15 protein-coding genes are annotated in these 23,977 nt (G+C 73.2%); 13 read left to right on the top strand and 2 right to left on the bottom strand.

All coding sequences use genetic code 11. The annotated features are described in order from the left end of the window. Positions 1-16: 16 nt before the first annotated feature. Positions 17-1,072: a DNA integrity scanning diadenylate cyclase DisA gene (gene disA / locus ACFC2L_RS00980; protein ID WP_375822750.1), complete on the bottom strand. Its 1,056-nt coding sequence runs from the start codon at positions 1,070-1,072 to the stop codon at positions 17-19. 122 nt (positions 1,073-1,194) lie between these two features. Beyond that, the gene (locus ACFC2L_RS00975; RefSeq protein ID WP_375822372.1) at positions 1,195-2,655 is read right to left on the bottom strand and encodes a DNA repair protein RadA; all 1,461 of its coding nucleotides are present in this window, start codon (positions 2,653-2,655) and stop codon (positions 1,195-1,197) included. Positions 2,656-2,731: 76 nt separating this feature from the next. On the opposite strand from ACFC2L_RS00975, the gene ACFC2L_RS00970 reads away from it, so the two are divergent. The 13 genes from ACFC2L_RS00970 to ACFC2L_RS00910 all read left to right on the top strand — a co-directional run bounded on the left by ACFC2L_RS00970 (position 2,732) and on the right by ACFC2L_RS00910 (position 23,766). After that, entirely contained in the window at positions 2,732-3,271 is a 540-nt protein-coding gene (locus ACFC2L_RS00970; protein WP_375822371.1) for a potassium channel family protein, read from the top strand. 518 nt (positions 3,272-3,789) lie between these two features. Then, complete coding sequence (locus tag ACFC2L_RS00965) at positions 3,790-6,957, top strand: family 43 glycosylhydrolase (RefSeq protein ID WP_375822370.1); 3,168 nt, start codon at positions 3,790-3,792, stop codon at positions 6,955-6,957. 168 nt (positions 6,958-7,125) lie between these two features. Further along, positions 7,126-7,863: a hypothetical protein gene (locus ACFC2L_RS00960; protein ID WP_375822369.1), complete on the top strand. Its 738-nt coding sequence runs from the start codon at positions 7,126-7,128 to the stop codon at positions 7,861-7,863. Between the two features lie 195 nt (positions 7,864-8,058). Next, positions 8,059-8,940: a pyrroline-5-carboxylate reductase gene (gene proC / locus ACFC2L_RS00955; RefSeq protein ID WP_375822368.1), complete on the top strand. Its 882-nt coding sequence runs from the start codon at positions 8,059-8,061 to the stop codon at positions 8,938-8,940. Between the two features lie 35 nt (positions 8,941-8,975). Further along, positions 8,976-10,028: a LacI family DNA-binding transcriptional regulator gene (locus tag ACFC2L_RS00950; protein ID WP_375822748.1), complete on the top strand. Its 1,053-nt coding sequence runs from the start codon at positions 8,976-8,978 to the stop codon at positions 10,026-10,028. Between the two features lie 142 nt (positions 10,029-10,170). Continuing rightward, entirely contained in the window at positions 10,171-11,841 is a 1,671-nt protein-coding gene (locus tag ACFC2L_RS00945; RefSeq protein ID WP_375822367.1) for a xylulokinase, read from the top strand. After that, positions 11,838-12,608: an L-ribulose-5-phosphate 4-epimerase gene (locus ACFC2L_RS00940; protein ID WP_375822366.1), complete on the top strand. Its 771-nt coding sequence runs from the start codon at positions 11,838-11,840 to the stop codon at positions 12,606-12,608. The genes ACFC2L_RS00945 and ACFC2L_RS00940 overlap by 4 nt, the downstream gene beginning before the upstream one ends. Positions 12,609-12,764: 156 nt before the next feature. Then, on the top strand, positions 12,765-14,273 hold the full coding sequence (gene araA, locus ACFC2L_RS00935; RefSeq protein WP_375822365.1) for an L-arabinose isomerase: 1,509 nt from the start codon (positions 12,765-12,767) through the stop codon (positions 14,271-14,273). A 462-nt stretch (positions 14,274-14,735) separates the two neighbouring features. Then, positions 14,736-15,749: an ABC transporter substrate-binding protein gene (locus tag ACFC2L_RS00930; protein ID WP_264031128.1), complete on the top strand. Its 1,014-nt coding sequence runs from the start codon at positions 14,736-14,738 to the stop codon at positions 15,747-15,749. A gap of 222 nt (positions 15,750-15,971) precedes the next feature. Beyond that, complete coding sequence (locus ACFC2L_RS00925; protein WP_375822364.1) at positions 15,972-17,513, top strand: sugar ABC transporter ATP-binding protein; 1,542 nt, start codon at positions 15,972-15,974, stop codon at positions 17,511-17,513. Continuing rightward, positions 17,510-18,568, top strand: coding sequence for an ABC transporter permease (locus ACFC2L_RS00920; protein ID WP_375822363.1), 1,059 nt, complete (start codon positions 17,510-17,512; stop codon positions 18,566-18,568). Before ACFC2L_RS00925 ends, ACFC2L_RS00920 begins: the two co-directional genes overlap by 4 nt. 80 nt (positions 18,569-18,648) lie before the next feature. Continuing rightward, positions 18,649-19,626 (top strand): galactofuranose ABC transporter, permease protein YjfF, encoded by a 978-nt coding sequence (gene yjfF, locus ACFC2L_RS00915; protein WP_375822362.1) that lies wholly within the window; start codon positions 18,649-18,651, stop codon positions 19,624-19,626. A gap of 267 nt (positions 19,627-19,893) precedes the next feature. Beyond that, positions 19,894-23,766, top strand: coding sequence for an alpha-L-arabinofuranosidase C-terminal domain-containing protein (locus tag ACFC2L_RS00910; RefSeq protein ID WP_375822361.1), 3,873 nt, complete (start codon positions 19,894-19,896; stop codon positions 23,764-23,766). The last annotated feature ends 211 nt before the right edge of the window (positions 23,767-23,977 follow it).

The raw sequence follows: 23,977 nt of genomic DNA, 5'->3' as shown, positions 1-23,977 counted from the left end.
CGGACGGTCAGGTGGGTCAGACGTAGCGCTCGAGGATGCTCGACTCCGCGAGCCGCGACAGGCCCTCGCGCACGGCCCGCGCGCGCTGCTCGCCCACGCCGTCGACGGTCATGAGGTCGTCGATGCTCGCGGCGAGCAGCTTCTGCAGCCCGCCGAAGTGCGCGACGAGCCGGTCGATGATCGTGGCCGGCAGGCGCGGCACCTTGGACAGCAGGCGGTACCCGTGCGGCGCGACGGCGGCGTCGAGCGCGTCGCCGCCGCCGGGGAGGTCGAGCACGCGGCCGATCTGGCCGAGGTCGAGCAGCTGGGTCGAGTCGAGGCCGCCGAGCGACTTCTGGACCTCGGCGAGCGAGCGGTCCTTGCGGCCGAGGTCGACGTAGTCGCGGATGACGAACTCGCGGTCCGAGCCGATGCCGCCGATGAGCTCGTCGAGCTGGAGCGCGAGGAGGCGGCCGTCGGTGCCGAGCTCGATGACGTACCCGGCGATCTCCTCGGAGATGCGGGCGACCATCTCGAGGCGCTGCACGACCGCGCACACGTCGCGGACCGTGACGAGGTCCTCGATCTCGAGCGCGGAGAGCGTGCCCGACACCTCGTCGAGGCGGGCGCGGTAGCGCTCGAGCGTGGCGAGCGCCTGGTTGGCGCGCGACAGGATCGTGTCGGAGTCCTCCAGGACGTGGCGCTGGCCGCCGACGTACAGGGCGACGATCCGCATCGACTGGCTCACCGAGATGACGGGGAAGCCGCTCTGCTTGGCGACGCGCTCCGCGGTGCGGTGCCGCGTCCCCGACTCGGTCGTCTCGATGGTCGGGTCCGGCAGGAGCTGCACGGCGGCGCGCAGGATGCGGTTGGCGTCGCGGTCGAGCACGACCGCGCCGTCCATCTTCGACAGCTCGCGCAGGCGCGTCGCCGAGAAGCCGACGTCGAGCTGGAAGCCGCCCGAGCACATCTCCTCGACGACCTTGTCCAGGCCCAGCACGATGAGCGCGCCCGTCCGGCCGCGGAGGATGCGTTCGAGACCGTCACGGAGCTCGGTCCCGGGTGCCACGGCGGCAAGGGTCTCCCGGAGCATCTCGTCGGGGTGCGCGGGGGGATTGGCCACGAAGGAATCCTACGCTGTACGGCTCTGCCGGCCGCAGGGACCCGCGGTCCCGCGCCACAAAGAGGTCACGATCCGGTCTCGGGTCCACGGGGTCACGTGCGCGCGAGCTCGACCGCCTCGCCGAGGTGGCGCGCAGGGAGGATCGTCATGCCCTCCACGGGGCGCGGGAACGACCCCCGCGGCACGACGGCGCGCGTGAAGCCGAGGCGCGCGGCCTCCGCCAGGCGGCGGTCGAGGCCCGTGACGGGACGGATGTCGCCCGCGAGGCCGACCTCCCCGAACGCGACGGTGCCCTGGGGCAGCGCCTCGTCCTCGCGCGCGGAGAGCACGGCGAGGGCGAGCGTGAGGTCGGCGGCGGGCTCGGTGACCTTGGCGCCGCCGACGGTCGACGCGTAGACGTCCTGGTCGACGAGCCGCACGCCCGCGTGGCGGTGCATGACGGCGAGGATCATCGCGAGGCGGCTGGAGTCCACGCCGCTCGTGGTGCGGCGCGGGTTGGTCAGGGAGCTCGGCACGACGAGCGACTGGATCTCGAGCGCGAGCGGGCGACGACCCTCCAGCGTCACGGTGACGCACGTGCCGGGGGACCCGGCGCCGGTGTGCGAGAGGAACAGCCCGCTCGGGTCGGCGAGACCGACGATGCCGTTCTCGGTGAGGTCGAAGCAGCCGACCTCGTCCGTCGGGCCGTAGCGGTTCTTGACGGCCCGGACGAGCCGCAGGCGCGAGTGCCGGTCGCCCTCGAACTGGCACACGACGTCGACCAGGTGCTCGAGCGTGCGCGGCCCGGCGACCGAGCCGTCCTTGGTGACGTGCCCGACGAGGATCACCGGGAGGTCGCGGGCCTTCGCCGCGGCGATGAGCGAGGCCGCGACCTCGCGGACCTGGCTCACGCCGCCGGGCGCGCCCTCGACCTGGGCGGACGCGATGGTCTGCACGGAGTCCACGACGAGCAGGTCGGGCTCGGTCGCCTCGATGTGACCGAGGACGGTCGCCAGGTCGGTCTCGGACGCGAGGAGGAGGCCCGGCGCGAGGGCGCCCACGCGCTCCGCGCGCAGCCGCACCTGCCCGGCGGACTCCTCGCCCGTGATGTAGAGGACGCGTCGCGGCGTCGGCGTCGGGCGCGCGGCGGCGGTGGCGCGCTCGCCGGCCGGGCGCACCGTCGGCAGGTCCGACCCGCCGGCGGCGACGTTGCTCGCGACGGCGAGCAGGAGCGTGGACTTGCCCACTCCCGGCTCCCCGGCGAGCAGCACGACCGCGCCCGGCACGATGCCGCCGCCGAGCACGCGGTCGAACTCCGAGACGCCCGTGGGCGTGGCGCGCGCCGCCTCGACGCTGATCTCCCCGATCGGCCGCGCGGGGGAGCGGGTCGGCGAGACCGGGGTGGTGCGCGGGCCGGAGGCCGCGGGGGCGTCCTCGGTCACCGTGCCCCACTCCTGGCACTCCCCGCAGCGGCCCACCCACTTGGCCGTGGTCCAGCCGCACTCGGAGCAGCGGTAGGCGGGGCGGGAGCGCTTGGCGGCCGCGGAGCGGGCCGCGGTGGTCGACGACGTCACGGGCCCAACCTAGCCACGGCCGCCGACACCGGCGCGACGCCGCGACGGGAACGCCCTCGCGCGGGATGCTGGGCGCATGCGCAGGCTCCCGCACGACAGCCCGTGGTGGACGCTCATCCTCACGGTCGCCTCCACGACGGCGTGCCTCACGGTCTACTACGGGGTCCCGCTGCCGACCGACGACGCCCCCGAGGTCGTCCAGCTCGTGGTGTTCGCCGTCGGGCTGGTGCTGCTGTGCGCGCTCCTCGTGGTCCAGGTGCGCCGCCAGCTCCGCGCGTGGGGGACGCCGAGCGTCCGGGTCCAGTCGGTCATGGGGCTGCTCCTGCCGGTGGTCACGTTCTTCGCCCTCGCCTACTACCTCATGGCCGACCAGTTCGTCGGCATCGAGAACCGCACCGACGCGCTGTACTTCGCCGTGGTGACGCTCGGGACCGTCGGGTACGGCGACGTCCACCCGGTCGGCGAGGCGGCGAAGATCGTGGCGATGGTCCAGATCGTGCTCGACCTCGTCGTGGTCGGCGTGCTCGTCTCGATCGCCACGTCGCGCGCCCGCGCCCGGGCGGAGCACCGGCACGAGCACGAGCACGGGCTGCACACCGAAAACCGGCCGGACTGACTTTCTCCCGGCGTGCGACGGCCGCTGCCTGCCCCGACCTGCCGGTGCGCAGCATCCTGCGGTTCGTAGCGCAGGACGCGAGCCTTCCTGCGCCAGCGCGCGAGCAATGTCGGCACCGGATGACCGAAAACCATTGCGATGAGGTTTCTGTCTGTGGCAGGGTCGGCACCGGACGACCGGCTCGACGACGAGAGGTGCACGCCCGTGACGACGCGAGCGCGACGACGGCCCGCACGCGGCACCGCTGAGGTGCGCGCCGCCGTCGGCCCGTCCGGCACGGCCACCACCCCGCGCACGACGACGGTGCCGTGACGACGGCGGTGACGCGTCCGACCCCCGCTCGCGGGGGCGTCACCGCCCGTCAGCCGGGCACACGGCCGACCTGCCCGCCGGCACGGGCTCCACGACCGTGCGCCCCGGGGGCCGAGGGAACTCCCGGGGTGCACGACCTCCACGCAGAACCTCTGGCCCGCTCCGTGCAGGTATGAGAGCAGCCCCGACCGTCAGGAGAGCAGCCCATGACCGACAGACCGACCACCCGACCGTCGCGCGGGCGGAGCCCCGCGCGCGCCGCGCTCGCGAGCGTGCTCAGCGCCGGCCTGGCGCTCACCGGGCTCGCGGCCACCGCGGCGCCGGCCGCCGCCGCGGACCCGTACACGTTCACGAGCACCGAGAACCCGATCCTCGGCGACGGCAGCTACTACTCGGCCGACCCGGCGCCGCTCGTCGTCCCCGCAGGCGCGCCCGGCAACGAGACGGGCGAGGACGAGCTCTACGTCTACACGGGTCACGACGAGGCCGGCCCGACGCGCAACGACTTCGTCATGAACGAGTGGGGCGCGTTCGTGACGAGCGACGTCGACGCGGGGGAGTGGACGCACCACCCGTCGCTCATGCGGCCCGAGGACGTGTTCGACTGGGCGACGCCGGGCCGCGCGTACGCGGGGCAGGTCGTCCAGGGCGTCGACGGGCGCTACTACTGGTACGTCCCCGTGAACGAGGCGGACAGCACGGCGAGCGACGCGTTCGGCATCGGCGTCGCGGTGTCCGACACCCCGACCGGCCCGTGGACCGACCACGTCGGCGGGCCGATCATCTCGCAGCGCGTCCCGACCCCGAACACGATCCACAACATCGACCCCACGATCCTGGTCGACGGCGAGGGCGACGACGCCCGCGTCTACGTCTGGTGGGGCAGCTTCTCCAACCTGCGCATGCTCGAGCTCGCGCAGGACATGAAGACGCCCGTCGGCCAGGTCCGCACGGTCACCGGGCTCACCGGGTTCTTCGAGGCCGCGTGGGCGTTCGAGCGGAACGGCACCTACTACATGGCGTACGCGGGGAACAACGCCGGGCCGACGTCGTCGTGCACCCCGGCGAACTACCACGCGTGCATCGCGTACGGCACGGCGACCTCGCCCGAGGGGCCGTGGACGTACCGCGGCACGGTCCTCGCCCCGGTCTCCTCGACGACGAGCCACCCGGGCATCCTCGAGTTCGACGGCGAGTGGTGGATCGCCTACCACACGGCCGACGCCGACGGCGGGAACCACTTCCGGCGCTCGGTCGCGATCGACCGCGTCGAGTGGGACGACACGCAGTCGCCGCCCCGCATGAAGCAGGTCGTCACGACACCCGCGAAGGTCAAGGACACGACGCCGCGCGCGAACGTCGCGCAGGAGGCGGCCGCCACCGTCTCCAACGAGCCCGTCCCGACCCAGTACTGGAAGAAGGCGCTCAACGACGAGATCGTGCGGCCCAACCCCCTGCCCCCGGACATGTGGGGCACGTGGACGGGGAACAACCCCCCGCAGCAGTGGGTGCAGTACACGTGGGACCAGCCGATGCGTCTCGCCGGCTCGCAGATCGAGTTCTGGAACGACCAGCCGCAGGGCACGGGCGTCGGCGTCGCCGCCCCGGCGTCGTGGCGCATCCAGTACTGGGACGCGTCCGACGGCGGCGCGTGGGTCGACGTGCCGAACCCCAGCGCCTACGGCACCGGGACGAGCGGGTTCCAGGACACGACGTTCGACCCGGTCACCACGACCCAGGTCCGCGCGGTCTTCGACGCCTCGACCAACGGCAGCACGTACTCCGCCGTCGCGGTCGAGGAGTGGAAGGTCCTGGCCGAGCAGCCCGCCGCCGTCGAGCCGCCGGGCGTGACGGTCGAGGTCGGGGAGACCGACCTGCCGGGCACCGTGCCCGTGACGTTCCCCGGCGGGGAGACGCTGCAGGTCCCCGCCTTCTGGGACGAGGTCCCCGCGGACGACGTCGCCGCCCCCGGCACGTTCGCCGTCGAGGGGTCCGTGCTCGGCTACGCGGGCGGTCGCGTGCGCACCGAGGTCACGGTGGTCCCTGCCGAGCCGGCCGAGGGCGACGAGACGGCGCCGACGCTGACGCTCACGCCGCTGGGCAGCGCGGGCAGCGACGGCTGGTTCCGCTCCGACGTGCGCGTCCGGGTCGACGGCGCCGACGACTCCGGCGGGCGCGTGGTCCTCACGACGACCGTCGACGACGGCGCGCCCGTCACCACGGAGCCGACCCGGTCGACCGAGGTCGCGGTCGCGGGCGACGGCGAGCACCGGGTCGTCGCGACGGCCGCGGACCGCGCGGGGAACGTCTCGCCGGAGGCGGCACTCGACGTCCGGATCGACCGCGTGGCGCCGGTCAGCACGGGCGTCCTCGACCCGGCGGCGCGCACGGTGACGGTCACCGCGACCGACGCGACCTCCGGGGTCGCACGCGTCGAGTACGCGATCGGGACCGGCGCGTGGCAGCCGTACGGCGGTCCCGTGGCCGCTCCGGACGCGAACCAGCACCGGGTGTCGTTCCGCGCGGTCGACGCCGCGGGCAATGCCGAGACGCCGAAGGTCGTGACGGTCCCCGCGGACGTCTCCGGACCGCTCACAGGCAACGTCGCGCCGATCGCCACGGCGAGCGCGTCGTACACCGCGGGGTGGAACAGCGTCGGCGCGCTCAACGACGGCGCCGACCCGGCGAACCCGAGCCAGGCCCAGATCTGGGGCACGTGGTCCGGGACGCGGCCGGCGACGCAGTGGGTCCGGTACGACTGGTCGCGCCCGATCCGCCTCACGGGCGCGGAGCTGAAGTTCTGGCGGGACTCGGACCCGGGGAGCGGGGACGGCGTCGTCCGCCCCGACTCCTGGGTGCTGGAGTACTGGGACGACGCGGCGGAGGACTGGGCCCTCGTGGCGAACCCGTCCGGGTACGGCACGAGCACGACCGCCTTCAACACCGTGACGTTCGACCCGGTCACCACGTCGCGCCTCCGGGCGACCTTCGCGGCGAACGGCAACGGGTCGACGTACTCGGCGGTCGCCGTCACCGAGTGGCGCGCGTTCGCGGACGACCCGGGCACGGGCGGCCCGGAGCCCGAGCTCCCGGTCACCGTCACCGCGCAGGCGCGCTGCCTCGCCGGCAAGGCGTACGTCGCCGTGGTCGCGACCCACGACCACGACGCGCCCGTCGACGTCGTCGTCGAGACGCCGTACGGGACGCGGTCGTTCCCGGCGGTGGCGCCCGGGAAGAGCGCCTACCAGTCGTTCGCCGTCCGCGCGACGACCGTCGAGGCCGGCGCCATGGTCGTGCGCGCGACCGGCACGGTCGACGGCACGGAGGTGACGACGGAGACCGGGGCGGAGTACGCCGCCCTGGGCTGCGGGTGACGATCCCGACCCCGCCCGGGACATGACGGGCGGGTGAACCCGTCCGCGCGTGCCCGACACCCCGCGTCAGCGCGAGGGGTCGGGCACGCGCGCGTCCTACTCTTGGCCGCAGAGTCCCGGCCGAGAGGACCGGGCCCGCGAGGACCGAGAGCAGCGGAGGTAGGCGCGATGAGCCAGTCGCCCGGCGGGAGCCCGACGGGACGAGCGCCCGCACCCGCGCGACCGGGGCAGAGCCCGGCGCGACCGGGGCAGGGCGCGGCCGCGCGCCGCCCCGGCGACGCCGTCGGTGCGAGCGACCGCCGCCACACGCGGCCCTCCTCGGCGGCCGTGTACCGCCGCCGTCGGCTCGTCGTGCTCGTCGGGCTGGTGCTCGTCGTCGGGCTCGTGGTCGCGCTGCTCGCCTGGGGCTGGCCGGGGTTCGCCCGTGCCGACGCGGAGCCCGCGCCCACGGTGACCGTGACGGCGGACCCGCCGACCCCCACGCTCGAGCCCGTCGCACGCACCGGGACCACCGCGTTCGCGCAGGCGCTCCCGGACACGGTGCTCGACCTGGTGCTGCGCAGCGACTCGGCGACGGACGCGTGGTCCACGGAGCGGGCCCTCGAGGCGTACGAGCTCGTGTACGCGGACGGCGAGGGCGACGACGCCACGACGGTCACGGTGGTCGCCGGGCAGTGGCCCACCGTCGCGGAGGCGGAGACCGCCGCGAGCGACCTCGTCGCCGCGGCCGGCGAGCCCACGGACACGGGCGACGTCGAGGTCGCCGGCGAGGTCGCCGGCACGTACGCGGTGACGCCCGCGGCCGACGGGCAGGCGACCGTCACCTGGACCAACGGCACCGCCGTCCTCCAGGCCACCGGGCCCGCCGACGTCGTCACCGACGTGTACTCCGCCTACCCGCTGTGACCCCGCTCTGACCCCGCTCTGACGCGGTCCTGACGCGGTCCTGACGCGGTCCCCGACGCCGTCCCGACGCCCTGCGGGCGCCCACTGCCCGGGGCGTACGGCCCGCGGCGCGGCGCCGCGGCGGCCGCCCCGCGGTCCCGCGCACCCGCCGGGTGCGCAAGAATGCCCTCACCGACCACCGGGAGCTGATCGCCCATGACCGACCGTCCGACCCCGTCCGTCCCTGCGCGACCGCTCGCCGTCCTCGGCGCGGGCGTCATGGGCGAGACCGTCCTCGCGGGCGCGCTCGCGTCGGGCTGGGACCCCGGCGACGTCGTCGCGACGGTGCGCCGGCCGGAGCGGGCCGAGGAGCTCGCGACGCGCCATGGTGTCCGGACGACCCAGGACAACGTCGAGGCCGTGCGCGGCGCCGGCGTGGTGGTCGTCGCGGTCAAGCCGAAGGACGTCGCCGCGCTGCTCGACGAGGTCCACGACGCCGTCGGCGCGGGGACCGTCGTGGTGAGCGTCGTCGTCGGGCTCCCCACGGCCTTCTACGAGGACCGGCTCCCGGCGGGCACCGCCGTCGTGCGGGTCATGCCGAACACGCCGTCGGTCGTGGGCGCCGGGGTGAGCGCCGTGAGCGGCGGTGCCGCCGCGGACGACGACGACGTCGCGCTCGTCGAGCGCCTCCTGTCCGCGACGGGGCTCGTCGTGCGCGTCGCGGAGAAGGACCAGGACGCGGTCGGGGCGCTCTCGGGCTCCGGCCCCGCCTACGTCTTCTACGTGATCGACGCGCTCGCCGAGGCGGGCGTCCTCCTGGGCCTGACGCGCGCCACGGCGCTCGAGCTCGCCACCGCCACGGTGCACGGCGCCGCGACGATGCTGCGCGAGACCGGCGAGCACCCGGCGATCGCGCGCGAGAAGGTCTCCTCGCCCGGCGGGACGACCGTCGCCGCGCTGCGCCGCCTCGACGCGGGCGGCGTGCGCGCCGCGTTCCTCGATGCGCTCGAGGCCGCGCGCGACCGGTCGGCCGAGCTTGCCGCGGCGCTCGCGGCCGCTCCCGCGCCGCGCCGCGACCCCGAGGGGGCCGGGTCGTGAGCGACGGGCCGTCGCCGCGCACGCGCCCGCCCGCGATGTCCGACGTCGCGCGGCTCGCGGGCGTGTCGCACCAGACGGTCTCGCGCGTGCTCAACGACCACCCGAGCGTGCGGCCGGAGACGCGCGACCGCGTCCTCGACGCGATCGCGACGCTCGGCTACCGCCGCAACAGCGCGGCCCGCGCGCTCGTCACGATGCGCTCGGGGACGATCGGCGTCGTGACGACGGGCTCCGCGCTGTACGGGCCGACGTCGACCCTCATCGCGGTCGAGGAGGCCGCGCGCGAGCAGGGGTACTTCGTGAGCGTCGCGACGATCCGGCGCTACGACGCGGACACGATGCACCGCGTGCTCGAGCACTTCATGGACCAGGGCGTCGAGGGCATCGTCGTCATCGCGCCGCAGACCGACGTCGCGGCGGCGGTCGACTCGTTCCGCGCCCCGGTGCCGGTCATCATGATCGCGGCACGCGACCGCCCGGGCGAGGGCGAGGCCGCCGAGGTCGTGCGCCCGGGCGCCGGGGCGCTGGGCGCTCCCGGCGCGATCCTGTCGATCGCGGTCGACCAGCGGCTCGGCGCCCGGCTCGCCACCGAGCACCTGCTCGGCCTGGGCCACCGCACGGTGCTGCACCTGTCCGGCCCGCTCGACTGGTTCGACGCGCGCGAGCGCGAGACGGGCTGGCGCGCGGCGCTGGAGCAGCACGGTGCTCCGGTGCCCGAGCCGGTGCGCGGCGACTGGTCCTCCGACCGCGGCTACGCCGTCGGGAAGGAGCTCGCGGACGCGGTCCGCGCGGGCGACGGGCCGACCGCGGTCTTCGCCGGCAACGACCAGCTCGCGCTCGGCCTGCTCCGGGCGTTCTGGGAGCAGGGCGTGCGGGTGCCGGGCGACGTCTCGGTCGTCGGGTTCGACGACGTCGCGGGCGCGGGGCACTTCATCCCGCCGCTGACGACGGTGCGCCAGCCGTTCGGCTCCCTCGGGCGCCGGTGCATGGGGATGATGATCGACGCCCTGTCCGGCGCGACCGTCCGTCCCGTCTCCATCCCGCCCGAGCTCATGGTCCGCGAGAGCACGGCGACGCCGCGCGGCTGACGTCGCGCGCTCCTGCCTGCGAGACATCCGCGAGACATCGGAGATGCCAGTGCCGGGGGAGTTGGCCCCGCCGGTTGTGAGCGCTAACATTCGAGAAGACAGTCACGACCGAGGCGCGACGCCGCGACGAGGAGAAGCAGCAATGGTGCAGCAGGACGAGGTCGGCCGCCGTCGGGCAGCCGTCGTGGCAGGGGAGACCGCGCTCGGGATCGAGCTCGGGTCGACGCGGATCAAGGCGTGCCTCGTGGACGTCGACGGCACGCCGCTCGCGAGCGGGAGCCACGCGTGGGAGAACCGGTTCGAGGACGGCGTGTGGACGTACTCGCTCGACGACGTCGAGGCCGGGCTGCGCGAGTGCTACGCGCGCCTGGTCGACGACGTCGAGGAGCGGTACGGCGTGCGCCCCACGACCTACGGCGCGCTCGGCGTGTCCGCGATGATGCACGGCTACCTCGCGTTCGACGCCGACGGCGAGCTGCTCGTCCCGTTCCGCACGTGGCGCAACACGTCGACCGGCCCGGCCGCCGCCGAGCTCACCGAGCTGCTCGGGTACAACGTCCCGCTGCGCTGGTCGGTCGCGCACTGGTACCAGGCGATCCTCGACGCCGAGCCGCACGCCGCGCAGGTCGCGTCGCTCACGACGCTCGCCGGGTACGTCCACCGGCGGCTCACCGGGCGGCACGTGCTCGGCGTGGGCGACGCGTCGGGCATGTTCCCCGTCGACCCGGCGACGCGCGACTACGACCACGCGCTCCTCGCGCTCGTCGACGAGCGTGCCGCGACGCACCGCGCGGGCCCGAAGCTCGCGGAGCTGCTGCCCGAGGTCCTCGTGGCGGGTGCGGACGCCGGCCGGCTCACGGCCGAGGGCGCCGCCTGGCTCGACCCGTCGGGCGCGCTGGTCCCCGGGGTGCTGCTGTGCCCGCCCGAGGGCGACGCCGGCACGGGCATGGTCGCCACCAACGCCGTCGCGCCGCGCACCGGCAACGTCAGCGCGGGCACGAGCATCTTCGCGATGGTCGTGCTCGAGGCTCCGCTCGGCAGCGTGCACCACGAGCTCGACCTCGTCACGACCCCCGCGGGCGACCTCGTCGCGATGGTCCACTGCAACAACGGCGCGAGCGAGCTCGACGCGTGGGCGAGCCTGCTCGGCGAGCTCGCCGCGGCCGTCGGCAGCGACGCGGGCCCGGACGACGTGTTCGGCGCCCTCTTCCGCGCCGCGCTGGACGGCGACGCGGACGGTGGCGGGCTGCTGGCCTACAACTACCTCGCGGGCGAGCCGATCACGGGGCTCGCGGAGGGGCGGCCGCTCGTCGTGCGCACGCCCGGGAGCCGCCTGACGCTCGCCAACTTCGCGCGCACCCAGGTCTACGGCGCGTTCGGGACGCTCGCGCTCGGGATGCGCGTCCTCGCGGGCGAGGGCGTCCGGCTCGACGGGATGCTCGCGCACGGTGGCATGTTCCGCACCGCGGGCGTCGCGCAGCGGCTGCTCGCCGCGGCGATCGACGCGCCGGTGAGCGTCGGAGGCACGGCGGGCGAGGGCGGCGCGTGGGGCATCGCGGTGCTCGCCGGGTTCGCACGCGCCCAGGCGTCGGGCACCGCGTCCGGGTCTGCGGACGGTGTCGTCGGCCACGACCTCGGCGCGTACCTGCGCGACCACGTGTTCGCGTCGGCCCAGATCGAGACCGTCGCGCCCGACCCGGCGGACGTCGCCGGGTTCGCGGCCTACCTCGACCGCTACGCCGCGGGGCTCGCCGTCGAGCGAGCCGCCGTGACGGCGCTGCCCGCCCGCACCGAAGGAGAGGACCTCGCATGACCACGCCCACCCCGGCCGCGGACGTCGCGGCACCCGTTGAGCCCACGGTGCCCGCCGTGCCCGCCCACCTGCGCGACGCCGTCGATGCCGCCAAGGAGCGCGTCGCCGCGCTGCACGCCGAGCTCCCGCGCTGGGAGCTCGTGGTGTGGACCGCGGGCAACGTGTCCGAGCGGGTCCGCGACACCACGCGCCCCGACGGCTCGGGCGACCTGCTCGTCATCAAGCCGTCCGGCGTCGCGTACGACGACATCACCCCCGCGGCGATGGTCGTGTGCGACCTCGACGCGGCCCTCGTCGAGGGCGACCGGTCGCCGTCGTCGGACACGGCGGCGCACGCCTACGTGTACCGGCACCTGCCGGAGGTGGGCGGGGTCGTGCACACCCACTCGACGTACGCGACCGCCTGGGCCGCGCGCGGCGAGCCCGTCCCGTGCGTCCTGACGATGATGGCCGACGAGTTCGGCGGCGACATCCCCGTCGGGCCGTTCGCGCTGATCGGCGACGACTCGATCGGGCGCGGCATCGTCGAGACCTTGCGCGAATCCCGCAGCCCCGCGGTCCTCATGCGCAACCACGGCCCGTTCACGATCGGCACGGACGCGCGCGCGGCGGTCAAGGCGGCCGTCATGTGCGAGGAGGTCGCGCGGACCGTGCACGTCAGCCGGCAGCTCGGCGAGCCCACGCGCATCGCGCAGGACGACGTCGACTCGCTCTACGCGCGGTACCAGCACGTCTACGGGCAGCAGCCCGCACCCGACCCGCGCTGACCACGGGTCGGTGCCGCCCCCCGCGGCGGTCTCGGCACCCGCGGTGCGCCGCGCACCGGGCACGTGGAGCACGACGCAGCACGACAGCAGCACGACCACCCGGGACGGGACCGCAGCGGTGCGGCGCCCGCCTCACGACACGAGAGATGGACCGACATGAGCAAGCCCTACGCGGACCGCGAGATCTGGTTCCTCACCGGGAGCCAGGACCTGTACGGAGAGGAGACGCTCCGGCAGGTCGCCGAGCAGTCCCAGGAGGTCGCGCGCGCGCTCGACGCGTCGCCCGACGTCCCGGCGAACGTGGTCTGGAAGCCCGTGCTCAAGGACGCCGGCTCGATCCGGCGCGCGATGCTCGACGCCAACGCGGACGACCGCGTGCTGGGCGTCGTGACGTGGATGCACACCTTCAGCCCCGCGAAGATGTGGATCGGGGGCCTCGACCAGCTCCGCAAGCCGCTGCTGCACCTGCACACGCAGGCCAACGTCGAGCTGCCCTGGGACACGATCGACTTCGACTTCATGAACCTCAACCAGGCCGCGCACGGCGACCGCGAGTACGCGTACGTCGCGACACGCCTGGGCGTCGCGCGCACGACGGTCGTCGGGCACGTGTCGAACCCCGCCGTGACGGCGCGCGTGGGGTCGTGGGTGCGCGGCGCCGCCGGCTGGGCCGCGACGCACGAGCTGCGCCTCGCCCGGTTCGGCGACAACATGCGCAACGTCGCGGTCACCGAGGGCGACAAGACCGAGGCCGAGCTCCGGTTCGGTGTGAGCGTGAACACGTGGGGCGTGAACGACCTCGTGCGCGCGGTCGAGGAGGTCTCCGAGGCCGACGTCGACGCGCTCGTCGCGGAGTACGAGGACCTCTACGACGTGGTCCCCGAGCTGCGCAAGGACGGCGACCGGCACGCGTCGCTGCGGTACGCGGCCCGGCAGGAGATCGCGCTCGAGACGTTCCTCGAGTCGGTCGGCGCCAAGGCGTTTACGACGAACTTCGAGGATCTCGGCGACCTGCGCCAGCTCCCCGGCATCGCGGTGCAGCGCCTCATGTCCAAGGGCTACGGGTTCGGCGCCGAGGGCGACTGGAAGACGGCCGTCCTCGTGCGCGCCGCGAAGGTCATGGGCGAAGGCCTGCCCGGTGGGGCGTCGCTGATGGAGGACTACACCTACGACCTCACGCCCGGCAGCGAGAAGATCCTCGGCGCGCACATGCTCGAGATCTGCCCGTCGCTCACGACCTCCAGGCCCCGGGTCGAGATCCACCCGCTCGGCATCGGCGGCAAGGAGGACCCCGTCCGCATGGTGTTCGACGCCGATCCGGGCGTCGGCGTCGTCGTGTCCCTCGCGGACATGCGCGACCGGTTCCGCCTCACCGCCAACGTGGTCGACGTCGTCGCGCCCAGCGCGCCGCTGCCGCACCTGCCCGTGGCGCGTGCGGTGTGGGAGCCGCGCCCCGACTTCGCGACCTCCGCCGAGGCGTGGCTGACGGCGGGCGGCGCGCACCACACGGTGCTCTCCACGGCCGCGGGGATCGACGCGTTCGAGGTCTTCGCGGACATCGCCCGCACCGAGCTCCTGGTCATCGACGAGGCCACGACGCGCCGAGGCTTCCGCGACCAGGTGCGGTGGAACCAGGTGTTCTACCGCGTCGCGCAGGGCCTCTGAACCCCTCCCGCTCTGACGCCGAGATAGCGACCCCCCGGCCGAGATAGCGACCTGCGACACCCTTTCGCGCGCCGTCGCGGCTGTACGTCGCTATCTCGGCGGCGGGGGCCCTCTCGGTCGGTGCGGTCGTGACCGAACCGTGACGGGGGGTCGCTTCCCCTCCGCGCGTGTGAGCGCTAACATCGTCTCTCGGGAGGGTGTGAGCGATCACATCCGCAGGTCTGGGGCTCGGTGCCTCGGCAGGCTCCGCGCGCACGGCACGCCGCAGTGCCGGGCGGTGACCACAACGGTTACCGAACGGTTATGCGGAATGCCGGGTCGGGGCTTGCGGGAGGGGCACTGACACCGCTAGACATTGACACAAGCAAACATGTATCAACAAGAGTCAACAGCCCGATGGTGGGCTGGCACGACCCGACGACCCTCGGCACGGCGCCGAGGTCGCATCTCAAGGAGGAGAGCATGTTCAGCACGACCAAGGCGCGCACGCGTCTGACGGGTGTCCTCGCCGGCGTGGCGGTCCTCGCGCTCGCGGCGTGCAGCAGCGGGGGCGGCAGCACGGACGACAGCAGCAACGACGCGGGTGGCGACGGCGGCAGCGGCGACGCGATCGTCGTCGGCTTCTCGCAGGTGGGCGCCGAGTCCGGCTGGCGCGCGGCGAACACCAAGTCCATCCAGGACACGCTCACGGCCGAGAACGGCTTCGACCTCAAGTTCTCCGACGCGCAGCAGAAGCAGGAGAACCAGATCCAGGCGATCCGCTCCTACATCGCGCAGGGCGTCGACGTCATCGCGTTCTCCCCGGTCGTCGAGTCCGGCTGGGACGCGGTGCTCGAGGAGGCGCGCGACGCCGGGATCCCCGTGATCCTCACGGACCGCGCGGTCGACTCCGAGGACGAGACGCTGTACGAGTCGTTCATCGGCTCGGACTTCATCCTCGAGGGCGAGATGGCCGGCGACTGGGTCTCGGAGGCCGCGACGGAGCCGATGAACGTCGTCGAGCTCCAGGGCACCACCGGTGCGGCGCCCGCGATCGACCGCAAGACCGGGTTCGAGAACGCCACGAAGGACAACCCGAACGTCACGATCATCGACTCCCAGACGGGCAACTTCACGCGCGCCGAGGGCAAGACGGTCATGGAGGGCTTCCTCCAGGCGCACGACGACATCGACCTCGTCTACGCGCACAACGACGACATGGGCCTCGGCGCCATCGAGGCCATCGAGGCCGCGGGCCTCGTCCCGGGCGAGGACATCCAGATCGTCACCGTCGACGCGGTCAAGGACGGCATGCAGGCGCTCGCCGACGGCAAGATCAACTTCATCGTCGAGTGCAACCCGCTCCTCGGCCCGGACCTGGCGGAGATCATCAAGAAGGTCGTCGCGGGCGAGGAGGTCGAGAAGCGCATCGTCGTGGAGGACCAGTCCTTCACGCAGGAGCAGGCCGTCGAGGCGCTCCCGACGCGCGAGTACTGACCGGCGCTCGGCGGCCCTCTCGGAGCGATCCGAGAGGACGCCCGCCCGGCGGGGCCGGTCGACGCCGACCGGCCCCGCCACCACGGACGGGTCGCGCGCCGGGAGAGCACGTCTCCCCGGCGCGCGGCCGACGCACCACCGCCGGCATGCCGACGTCGCCGGCGTCCTGAGGCGCCCCGGGGCCCGGCAGCCCCGTCGCCACCGCTGCACGGAAGGTCACCCATGACTACCGCCGTCCCCGACGGTCGACCCGTCGTCGAGATGACCGGGATCTCGATCGAGTTCCCGGGCGTCAAGGCGCTCGACGGAGTCGACCTCACGCTCCGGCCCGGAGAGGTCCACGCCCTCATGGGCGAGAACGGCGCCGGCAAGTCGACGCTCATCAAGGCGCTCACCGGCGTCTACTCGATCGACTCCGGTCGCATCGTCGTCGACGGCGCCGAGCACACGTTCTCGGGCCCGGGCGAGGCCCAGGCCGCCGGTGTCTCGCCGGTGTACCAGGAGGTCAACCTCTGCGAGAACCTCTCGGTCGCCGAGAACATCATGCTCGGCCACGAGCCGCGCCGCCTCGGCGCGATCGACTGGCGCACGACGCGCCGCCGCGCGGGGGAGATGCTCGCCCGCCTCAACCTCGACATCGACCCGGCCTCGTCGCTCGCGGCCCACTCGCTCGCCGTGCAGCAGCTCGTCGCGATCTGCCGCGCGCTCGTCGTCGAGTGCAAGGTCCTCATCCTCGACGAGCCGACCTCGAGCCTCGACGCGGACGAGGTCGCCCAGCTCTTCGCCGTCGTCCGGCGGCTGCGCGACGAGGGCGTCGCGATCCTCTTCGTCTCGCACTTCCTCGAGCAGGTCTACGAGATCTCGGACCGCATGACGGTCCTGCGCAACGGGAAGCTCGTCGGCGAGTACGTCACCGCCGAGCTGCCGCGCCTCGAGCTCGTCTCCAAGATGATCGGCACCTCCCTCGAGGTGCTCGAGGAGCTCGAGGAGGCCCCCAAGCGCTCGGTGGCCGACCGCGACGGGACCACCCCGTTCGTCCAGGCGCTCGGCGTCGGCCGCAAGGGATCCGTCCAGCCGTTCGACCTCGACGTGTACCCGGGCGAGGTCGTGGGCCTCGCCGGCCTGCTCGGCTCGGGCCGCACCGAGCTCGCGCGCCTGCTCGCCGGCGCGGACCGCGCCGACTCCGGCCAGGTGCGCGTGGGCGGCGCGCCCGCGCGCCTGCGCACGCCGCGCAGCGCGATGCAGCACAAGATCGCGTTCTCCTCGGAGCACCGCAAGGCCGAGGGCATCGTGGGCGACCTGACGATCCGCGAGAACATCGTGCTCGGGCTCCAGGCGGAGCGCGGCTGGGCCCGACGCCTGCCGAAGAAGCAGGTCGACGAGATCGTCGAGACGTACATCAAGGCGCTCGCGATCCGCCCCGGCAACCCGGACGCGCTCATCAAGAACCTCTCGGGCGGCAACCAGCAGAAGGTGCTCCTCGCGCGCTGGCTCGCGACGGCCCCCAAGCTCCTCATCCTGGACGAACCGACGCGCGGCATCGACGTGGGCGCCAAGGCCGAGATCCAGAAGCTCGTCGCCCAGCTCTCGGGCGAGGGCATGTCGGTCGTCTTCATCTCGGCCGAGCTCGAGGAGGTGCTGCGGCTCAGCCACCGCATCGCCGTCATGCGCGACCGCGTCAAGGTCGCGGAGATCACCAACGACGAGGACGTCACGGTCGAGGACGTCGTCGAGCTCATCGCGAGCGGAGGGCAGGAGTCATGAGCACCACGGCACCCGCCTGGCAGCGCGCCGTCCAGCACCGGCTCTTCTGGCCGATCGTCGCGCTGGTCCTGCTGCTGGCGGTCAACACCATCAACCGGCCGAGCTTCCTCTCGATCCGGCTGCAGGACGGTCATCTGTTCGGCTCGCTCGTCAACCTGCTGAAGAACGGCGCGCCGCTGCTGCTCGTCGCCCTCGGCATGACGCTCGTCATCGCGACGCGGGGCATCGACCTGTCGGTCGGCGCGGTCGTCGCGATCTCCGGCGCCGTCGCGCTGAGCTTCATCGCGTCGTCGCCCTCGCCCGACAGCCTGACGACCGTCCTGGTCGCCGCGGGGATCGCGCTCGCGCTGTCCTTCGTCCTCGGCGTGTGGAACGGCTTCCTGGTCTCGGTCCTCGGGATCCAGCCCATCATCGCGACGCTCGTGCTCATGACCGCGGGCCGCGGCGTCGCGATGCTCATCACGGGCGGCCAGATCACGACCGTCAACAGCGCGCCGTTCAAGGCGATCGGCTCCGGGTTCTGGCTCGGCGTCCCGGTCGCGGTCGTCCTCGCGGGCGTCGTCTTCGCCGCGGTCGCGCTGCTCACGCGGCGCACGGCGCTCGGCATGCTCATCGAGTCCGTCGGTATCAACCCCGAGGCGAGCCGCCTCGCCGGCGTCAAGTCCCGCAGCATCATCTGGACCGTGTACGCGGTGTGCGCGCTCTTCGCGGGCCTCGCGGGCCTCATGATCTCCTCGAGCACCATGGCGGCCGACGCGAACAACGCCGGCCTCTTCATCGAGCTCGACGCGATCCTCGCCGTCGTCATCGGCGGCACGTCGCTCGCGGGCGGCAAGTTCTCGCTCTCGGGCACGCTCGTCGGCGTCCTCATCATCCAGACGCTCACGCTCACGGTGACCATGCTCGGCATCTCGCCGTCCGTCACGCCCCTGTTCAAGGCGATCGTCGTCATCGCGGTCTGCCTCGCGCAGTCGCCGAAGGTGCGCGACCTGGTCGCCGCCCGACGACGTCGCGCGGCCCCGACGGCCGCCGCGGCCGCGGAGGTGAGCGCCTGATGTCCGCCGTGCAGACCCCTGCCCCGACCTCGCCGCCCGACCCCCGGGGCGCCGAGACCGCCACCCCCGGAGGCCCGAGAATGACCGAGCGACTCACGAGCCGCTTCCGCCTCGACCGGCGCTACCTCCCGGTCCTCGGCACGTTCGCGGTGCTCGCGCTCATGCTGGTGGTGGGCGGCAGCCGGTACGAGAACTTCCTCTCGGCCCGCGTCATCTCGAACCTCTTCATCAACAACTCGTTCCTCATCGTGCTCGCGGTCGGGATGACCTTCGTGATCCTCACGGGCGGCATCGACCTGTCGGTCGGCGCGGTCGTGGCGCTCTCGGGCATCACGACGGCGTCCCTGCTCCAGAGCGGGTGGCCCGTCGCCGTCGTGCTCCTCATCTCGGTCCTCATCGGGACGGTCCTCGGCCTCGCGGTCGGGTTGATGGTGCACGTCTTCGACATCCAGCCGTTCATCGCGACGCTCGCGGCGATGTTCCTCGCGCGCGGTCTCTGCTACGTGATCTCGCTGCAGTCGATCCCGATCACGGACGAGTCGTTCGTCGCCCTGGCGGGCTGGAGCCAGCAGTTCGGCGACGGCTGGCGCATCACGACCGCGGTCATCATCGCCCTGGTCGTCGTCGCGATCGCCTTCTACGTGCTGCACTACACGCAGTTCGGCCGCACCGTGTACGCGATCGGCGGCGGCGAGCAGTCGGCGATGCTCATGGGCCTGCCCGTCGCGCGCACCAAGGTGCTCGTGTACGTGGTGAGCGGTACGTGCGCCGGCATCGGCGGCCTGCTGTTCGCGATGTTCTCGCGGTCCGGCTACTCGCTCACGGGCGTGGGCATGGAGCTGGACGCGATCGCGGCGGTCGTCATCGGCGGCACGCTGCTCACGGGCGGCACGGGCTTCGTGCTCGGGTCGGTGCTCGGCGTGCTCGTGCTCGGCCTCATCCAGACGATCATCACCTTCGAGGGCACGCTGAGCTCGTGGTGGACCAAGATCGTCATCGGCGTGCTGCTCCTGGTCTTCGTGATCCTGCAGCGCGTGCTGGTCGTCAGGCGGAGGTGAGCCGACGGCGCCGGCGCCGGTCCGGCGGGAGCGTCCTCGTGACCTCCCGCGGACCGGCCCGGTGCCGCGGTCGTCTGCCCGGGCTCTCGCCCGGGATCACCGGAGCTGGACGGGGGCCGGCACCCCTGGGTCGGCCGGGCACGAGCCCTGCCGACGGTGTGTCACGACATGACCTTGTCGAATGTGAGCGTTCACACTAGGCTCGGCCACGATCCTGTTAACGCTCACACGCAACGGTGCGTGTCTCTCGACGAAGAGAGGAAGCCCATGGATACGTCCCTTCACCCGCCACGGCCCCGAACGGCCCGCCGCCGGCGCGCGGTCGCGCTGGCGCTCGTGACCGGCCTGGTGGGCACGGTCGCGCTCGCGACGTCGGTGCCCGCCTCCGCCGCGGAGCCCGACCAGCCCGACGGCGCCTGGGTCGACGCGTTCGAGGGTGCCGCGCTCGGCGCGGACTGGACCGTCGTCAACCCGGTGCCCGAGGCGCTGACCGTCGGCGGCGGGAAGCTCACGCTCGCGTCGCAGCCCGGCGACACCTACCAGGACGCGAACAGCGCCAAGAACGTCGTGCTGCTCGACGTGCCCGCCGGCGACTTCACCGTCGTCACCCACCTCGAGGCACCCGTCGCCACGGTGTACCAGGGCGCAGGCCTCATCGCGTGGCAGGACATGGACAACTACGTCCGCTCCGGCCTGACCTTCGTGGGCAGCCTGTCGCCGTCGGGCCGCGCGATCGAGAACGACGTCGAGACCGGGGGCGTCTTCTCCGCGGCCGCGTTCACCGACCGCCCGGGCTCCACGGGCGAGACGCTGCGCATGCAGCGCACCGGCGACACGATCGCGACGAGCTTCTGGGACGGCGCCGCGTGGCAGCCCGCGGGCTCCGTGACCGTCGACTTCCCGACCACGCAGGTCGGCCTCTACGCGCTCGCCGCGCAGAACGGCACGTCGCACGCGGCGGCGTTCGACTACGTCGCGCTCCAGACCGCCGAGGGCGCCGACCAGGTGCCCGACGGCGCGTTCACGCTCGCAGGCCCGGGCGACGCCCGGTACCTCGTCGCGACCGACGACGGCCTCGCCCTCGACGACGAGCGCCCCGCGACGACGGTCGCGCTCGACGCGACGGCGGCCGACGGCCCCGAGGGCACGTCCCCGGTGACGCTCGCCGTCGGCGACCGGCCCGTCGTCGTCACCGGCTCGTCCCGGCTCTCCCTCGGAGCCGCGGGCGACGACGCGACCGCGTTGCGGCTCACCGACGCCGGCGGCGGCAAGGTCTGGCTGCGCGACGCGGCCGACCCGGAGCGGTACGCCGGCGTGCGCGCGCAGGACGGTGCGCTCGTCCTCGGCTCGCGTGAGGCGGCGACGAAGCTGACGGTCACGCCCGCCGCGAGCGCGGACCACGAGATCACCGTGGACCTCGCCGGCGAGCGCACCGCGATGAGCGACGAGCTGTACGGCATCTTCTACGAGGACATCAACTACGCGGCCGACGGCGGCCTGTACGCCGAGCTCGTGCGCAACCGGTCGTTCGAGTTCAACAACCAGGACAACGGGTCGTTCACCGGCCTCACTGCGTGGAGCGCCGCGAACCGCGGCGGCGCGACGGCGATGACGCAGGTCGTGAACGACGCCGGGCGGCTCAACGCGACGAACCGCAACTACCTGAACCTCACGACGACCGCCGCGGGCGCCGGGGTGCGCAACGCCGGGTACAACACGGGCCTGTTCGTGGAGGAGGGGGAGTCGTACGACTTCTCCGTCTGGGCGCGGTCGGCGACGGCGCAGACCGTCACCGTGCGCGTCGAGGACGCCGCCGGGACCACGGCGTACGCGACCGGCGAGGTCACCGTCGACGGCTCGAACGCGTGGAAGAAGTACGACGTCACGCTCACGGCGACCGGCACGACGAACGCCGGGCGCCTCGCGCTGCTCTCCGGCGCGGCGGGCACGCTCGCGCTCGACCAGGTCTCGCTCTTCCCGCAGGACACGTGGGTCGGCCCGGTCAACGGGAAGTCCGTGCTCCGCAAGGACCTCGCCGAGAAGATCGAGGCGCTCGACCCGCAGTTCCTGCGCTTCCCCGGCGGTTGCGTGACGAACGTCGGCACGTTCCGCACGTACGAGGAGAGCAACTTCACCGACCGTCGCCGCACGTACCAGTGGAAGGAGACGATCGGCCCGGTCGAGGAGCGCGCGACCAACTGGAACTTCTGGGGCTACAACCAGTCGTACGGCATCGGGTACCTCGAGTACTTCCTCCTCGCCGAGGACCTCGGTGCGACGCCGCTGCCCGTGGTGTCGGTCGGCGCCAACGGCTGCGGCAGCACCATCCCCGAGATGACGGACCCCGCGCAGATCCAGCGCTGGGTCGACGACACGGTCGACCTCGTCGAGTTCGCCAACGGTGACGTCACGACCGAGTGGGGTGCCGTGCGCGCCGAGCTCGGCCACCCCGAGCCGTTCGGCCTGAAGTACATCGGGCTCGGCAACGAGGAGAACACCAAGACCTTCGAGGCCAACTTCCCGGCGTTCCGCGACGCGATCGCGGCCGCCTACCCGGACGTCCAGATCATCTCCAACTCCGGTCCGGACGACACGGGCCAGCGGTTCGACGAGCTCTGGGAGTTCAACCGCGAGCAGGACGTCGACCTCGTCGACGAGCACTACTACAACGACCCGCAGTGGTTCCTCGAGAACGACGAGCGCTACGACTCCTACGACCGCGAGGGGCCGCACGTGTTCCTCGGCGAGTACGCGTCGCGCGGCAACACGTTCGCGAACGCGCTCGCGGAGGCGTCGTTCATGACGGGCCTGGAGCGCAACTCCGACGTCGTGCGGCTCGCGTCGTACGCGCCGCTGCTCGCCAACGAGTCGTACGTCCAGTGGTCGCCCGACGCGATCTGGTTCGACAACGACGAGTCGTGGGGCTCGGTGAACTACTACGTCCAGCAGATGTTCTCGGCGAACGCCGGCGACGAGGTCGTGCCGAGCACGCACTCCGGTCCGGCGGCGGCGGACGCGACGCTCGACGGCGGGATCTTCCTCTCGACGTGGAACACGGCCGCGCAGTACGACAACGTGCGCGTGACCGACAACGCGAGCGGCGACGTGCTCTTCTCGGACGACTTCGAGTCCGGTGCGTCGCAGTGGGAGCCGCAGTCCGGGACGTGGGCCGCGCAGGACGGTGCCTACGTGCAGTCGGCGACGAACGTCACCGACGCCCGGTCGATCGTGGCCGGGGCGTACGCGAAGGACTGGTCGAGCTTCACGCTCGAGCTCGACGCGCGCAAGACGTCGGGCGCCGAGGGCTTCCTCGTCGGCTTCGCCGCCGGCGGCCCCAACGACTACTACTGGTGGAACCTCGGCGGCTGGAACAACTCGCGCCAGGCCCTCCAGCGCGCGTCGGGCGGGAGCGCCAACGAGGTGCAGGCGGTCGAGAACCACAGCATCGAGGCCGGCCAGCCGTACCACGTCAAGGTCGTCGTCGAGGGCTCGACCATCGAGCTCTACCTCGACGGCGAGCTCCAGATGTCCTACGAGCAGCCGTCGACCAAGTCGCTCTACCAGGTCGTCACGCGCGACGACGACACGGGCGACGTCGTCGTCAAGGTCGTCAACCCCACCGCGACCGCGGCGCGCACGCAGGTGCACGTCGAGGGCTCCGAGGGGATCGCGGACCAGGCGACGGTCACGGAGATGGTGGGCGCGCCGTCGGACACCAACACCAAGGCCGACCCGGAGCGGGTCGTCCCGGTGGAGCGGACGCTCACGGGCGTAGGCGAGGAGTTCTCCTACGAGTTCCCCGCGCACTCGATCACGTTCGTGCGGCTGCACGCGTCCGACGCGGCGCCCGAGCTCGACCTCGCGGTCGAGGTCTCGCCGCGCTGCCTCGCGGGCAAGGCGTACGTCGCCGTGCGCGCGACGAACGGCGAGGTCGTCCCGGTCTCCGTGACGCTCTCGACGCCGTACGGCGAGAAGGCGGTCGCGGACGTGGCGCCCGGCAAGAACGCGTACCAGTCGTTCGCGACGCGCGCGACGTCCGCCCCGGCGGGTACGGCGACGATGACGGGCACGGCGACGCTCGACGGCGAACAGGTCACCACGACCGTCGCCGTCGCCTACGACGCGCTCGACTGCGGCTGACCCCGAGGTAGAACCGCAGGTCGCGAGGTAGAAGCCTCCGGGCTCTACCTCGCGACCGCCGGTTCTACCTCGCGGGTGCCTGCTTCCCTCGTGGCCGGTCCGGCGGGCCACGAGGGCGCGGCCCGCGCGTCGTGCGCGGGCCGCTCTCGCACGACCGCGCGACGACGTCGTCGCGCGACGAGCTGCACGACACCGCACGTCCCGACGCGCG

Source organism: Cellulosimicrobium sp. NPDC055967, from assembly GCF_042269845.1.
In the GTDB taxonomy this organism is placed as follows: domain Bacteria; phylum Actinomycetota; class Actinomycetes; order Actinomycetales; family Cellulomonadaceae; genus Cellulosimicrobium.
The sequence above is the reverse complement of the archived record's forward strand: the minus strand, read 5'-3'. Positions and strand labels throughout refer to the sequence as shown.

Coding starts and splice junctions, on each gene's coding strand:
- ACFC2L_RS00950 (WP_375822748.1), top strand. CDS start 8,976: ATGTCCGACGTCGCGCGGCTCGCGGGCGTGTCGCACCAGACGGTCTCG.
- yjfF (WP_375822362.1), top strand. CDS start 18,649: ATGACCGAGCGACTCACGAGCCGCTTCCGCCTCGACCGGCGCTACCTC.
- ACFC2L_RS00960 (WP_375822369.1), top strand. CDS start 7,126: ATGAGCCAGTCGCCCGGCGGGAGCCCGACGGGACGAGCGCCCGCACCC.
- disA (WP_375822750.1), bottom strand. CDS start 1,072: ATGCTCCGGGAGACCCTTGCCGCCGTGGCACCCGGGACCGAGCTCCGT.
- ACFC2L_RS00940 (WP_375822366.1), top strand. CDS start 11,838: ATGACCACGCCCACCCCGGCCGCGGACGTCGCGGCACCCGTTGAGCCC.
- araA (WP_375822365.1), top strand. CDS start 12,765: ATGAGCAAGCCCTACGCGGACCGCGAGATCTGGTTCCTCACCGGGAGC.
- ACFC2L_RS00925 (WP_375822364.1), top strand. CDS start 15,972: ATGACTACCGCCGTCCCCGACGGTCGACCCGTCGTCGAGATGACCGGG.
- ACFC2L_RS00920 (WP_375822363.1), top strand. CDS start 17,510: ATGAGCACCACGGCACCCGCCTGGCAGCGCGCCGTCCAGCACCGGCTC.
- ACFC2L_RS00970 (WP_375822371.1), top strand. CDS start 2,732: ATGCGCAGGCTCCCGCACGACAGCCCGTGGTGGACGCTCATCCTCACG.
- ACFC2L_RS00965 (WP_375822370.1), top strand. CDS start 3,790: ATGACCGACAGACCGACCACCCGACCGTCGCGCGGGCGGAGCCCCGCG.
- ACFC2L_RS00910 (WP_375822361.1), top strand. CDS start 19,894: ATGGATACGTCCCTTCACCCGCCACGGCCCCGAACGGCCCGCCGCCGG.
- ACFC2L_RS00945 (WP_375822367.1), top strand. CDS start 10,171: ATGGTGCAGCAGGACGAGGTCGGCCGCCGTCGGGCAGCCGTCGTGGCA.
- ACFC2L_RS00930 (WP_264031128.1), top strand. CDS start 14,736: ATGTTCAGCACGACCAAGGCGCGCACGCGTCTGACGGGTGTCCTCGCC.
- proC (WP_375822368.1), top strand. CDS start 8,059: ATGACCGACCGTCCGACCCCGTCCGTCCCTGCGCGACCGCTCGCCGTC.